Annotated in this window: 2 rRNA genes; both read right to left on the bottom strand. The window is 53.8% G+C overall.

Annotated elements, in window-relative coordinates:
* Positions 1–2 precede the first annotated feature (2 nt).
* Positions 3–118: ribosomal RNA gene (gene rrf / locus Xinn_RS23760) — 5S ribosomal RNA — on the bottom strand.
* A gap of 107 nt (positions 119–225) precedes the next feature.
* Positions 226–3,135, bottom strand: a 23S ribosomal RNA gene (locus Xinn_RS23755).
* Between the last annotated feature and the right edge of the window lie 121 nt (positions 3,136–3,256).

Genomic DNA, 3,256 nt, shown 5'->3' with positions numbered 1-3,256 from the left:
ATGTCTGGCAGTGTCCTACTCTCACATGGGGAGACCCCACACTACCATCGGCGCTACGGCGTTTCACTGCTGAGTTCGGCATGGGGTCAGGTGGGACCACCGCGCTATTGCCGCCAGACAAATCCTGTTTTCAATCCCGAACAAGCTGCTTGCGGCTTTCATGCCGCATTTTCTCTTTGAAACTTCGTCTTTCTCTCAAACACCCTAAAACACCTTCGGTGTTGTCAGGTTAAGCCGCACGGTTCATTAGTACTGGTTAGCTCAACGTCTCGCAACGCTTACACACCCAGCCTATCCACGTCCTCGTCTCGAACGCTCCTTCAGTGTCCTCAAGGGACAAGGGAAGACTCATCTTAAGGCAAGTTTCCCGCTTAGATGCTTTCAGCGGTTATCTCTGCCGCACGTAGCTACCGGGCAATGCCATTGGCATGACAACCCGAACACCAGTGGTGCGTCCACTCCGGTCCTCTCGTACTAGGAGCAGCCCCTTTCAATCTTCCAACGCCCACGGCAGATAGGGACCGAACTGTCTCACGACGTTCTAAACCCAGCTCGCGTACCACTTTAAACGGCGAACAGCCGTACCCTTGGGACCTACTTCAGCCCCAGGATGTGATGAGCCGACATCGAGGTGCCAAACACCGCCGTCGATATGAACTCTTGGGCGGTATCAGCCTGTTATCCCCGGAGTACCTTTTATCCGTTGAGCGATGGCCCTTCCATTCAGAACCACCGGATCACTAAGACCTACTTTCGTACCTGCTCGAGCCGTCACTCTCGCAGTCAAGCTAGCTTATGCCTTTGCACTAACCTCACGATGTCCGACCGTGATTAGCTAACCTTCGTGCTCCTCCGTTACGCTTTGGGAGGAGACCGCCCCAGTCAAACTACCCACCAGACACTGTCCGCAACCCGGATAACGGGCCTACGTTAGAACACCAGCCATTAAAGGGTGGTATTTCAAGGATGGCTCCACGCAGACTGGCGTCCACGCTTCCAAGCCTCCCACCTATCCTACACATCAAGGACCAGTGTTCAGTGTCAAGCTATAGTAAAGGTTCACGGGGTCTTTCCGTCTTGCCGCGGGTACACTGCATCTTCACAGCGAGTTCAATTTCACTGAGTCTCGGGTGGAGACAGCCTGGCCATCATTACGCCATTCGTGCAGGTCGGAACTTACCCGACAAGGAATTTCGCTACCTTAGGACCGTTATAGTTACGGCCGCCGTTTACTGGGGCTTCGATCAAGAGCTTCTCGCAAAGCGATAACCCCATCAATTAACCTTCCAGCACCGGGCAGGCGTCACACCGTATACGTCCACTTTCGTGTTTGCACAGTGCTGTGTTTTTATTAAACAGTTGCAGCCAGCTGGTATCTGCGACTGGCTTCGGCTCCGGGAGCAAGTCCCTTCACCTACGCGCCAGCGTGCCTTCTCCCGAAGTTACGGCACCATTTTGCCTAGTTCCTTCACCCGAGTTCTCTCAAGCGCCTGAGTATTCTCTACCTGACCACCTGTGTCGGTTTGGGGTACGATTCAATGTTACCTGATGCTTAGAGGCTTTTCCTGGAAGCCGGGCATCTGTCACTTCAGCACCGTAGTGCCTCGTCGTCACGCCTCAGTGTTAACGGCTGTCCGGATTTACCAGGACTGCCCACCTACACGCTTAAACCGGGACGACCGTCGCCCGGATGACATAGCCTTCTCCGTCCCCCCTTCGCAGTAACACCGAGTACAGGAATATTAACCTGTTTCCCATCGACTACGCTTTTCAGCCTCGCCTTAGGGGTCGACTCACCCTGCCCCGATTAACGTTGGACAGGAACCCTTGGTCTTCCGGCGAGCGGGTTTTTCACCCGCTTTATCGTTACTTATGTCAGCATTCGCACTTCTGATACCTCCAGCAAACCTCACGATTCACCTTCAACGGCTTACAGAACGCTCCCCTACCCAACAACGCCTAAGCGTCGCTGCCGCAGCTTCGGTGCATGGTTTAGCCCCGTTACATCTTCCGCGCAGGCCGACTCGACCAGTGAGCTATTACGCTTTCTTTAAATGATGGCTGCTTCTAAGCCAACATCCTGGCTGTCTGAGCCTTCCCACTTCGTTTCCCACTTAACCATGACTTGGGGACCTTAGCTGGCGGTCTGGGTTGTTTCCCTCTCCACGACGGACGTTAGCACCCGCCGTGTGTCTCCCGTGATAACATTCTTCGGTATTCGCAGTTTGCATCGGGTTGGTAAGTCGGGATGACCCCCTAGCCGAAACAGTGCTCTACCCCCGAAGATGAATTCACGAGGCGCTACCTAAATAGCTTTCGGGGAGAACCAGCTATCTCCCGGTTTGATTGGCCTTTCACCCCCAGCCACAAGTCATCCGCTAATTTTTCAACATTAGTCGGTTCGGTCCTCCAGTTAGTGTTACCCAACCTTCAACCTGCCCATGGCTAGATCACCGGGTTTCGGGTCTATACCCTGCAACTTAACGCCCAGTTAAGACTCGGTTTCCCTGCGGCTCCCCTATACGGTTAACCTTGCTACAGAATATAAGTCGCTGACCCATTATACAAAAGGTACGCAGTCACACCCCAAAGGGTGCTCCCACTGCTTGTACGTACACGGTTTCAGGTTCTCTTTCACTCCCCTCGCCGGGGTTCTTTTCGCCTTTCCCTCACGGTACTGGTTCACTATCGGTCAGTCAGGAGTATTTAGCCTTGGAGGATGGTCCCCCCATGTTCAGACAGGATACCACGTGTCCCGCCCTACTCGTCGAACTCCCGGCTTATGCGTCTTCGTGTACGGGGCTATCACCCTTTACTGCGCGCCTTTCCAGGCGCTTCCACTGACACACAAGCCGTTGTTGGTTCTGGGCTCCTCCCCGTTCGCTCGCCGCTACTGGGGGAATCTCGGTTGATTTCTTTTCCTCGGGGTACTGAGATGTTTCAGTTCCCCCGGTTCGCCTCGTTTGACTATGAATTCATCAAACGATAGTGCAACGGATTGCACTGGGTTTCCCCATTCGGGTATCGCCGGGTCTTGCGGGTCATATCCCCTTCCCGGCGCTTATCGCAGATTAGCACGCCCTTCATCGCCTCTGACTGCCTAGGCATCCACCGTGTACGCTTAGTCGCTTAACCTCACAACCCGAAGGTGTCTTCGGATTGGGGTTTTGAGAGACTCCTCAATCACCTTGCTGTCAAACAGCAAAATCACTGAGTGTTTCAAATTTTTCAGCTTGTTCCAGATTGTTAAAGAGCA

It is taken from the genome of Xenorhabdus innexi (assembly GCF_002632485.1).
GTDB lineage: Bacteria > Pseudomonadota > Gammaproteobacteria > Enterobacterales > Enterobacteriaceae > Xenorhabdus > Xenorhabdus innexi.
The sequence above is the reverse complement of the archived record's forward strand: the minus strand, read 5'-3'. Positions and strand labels throughout refer to the sequence as shown.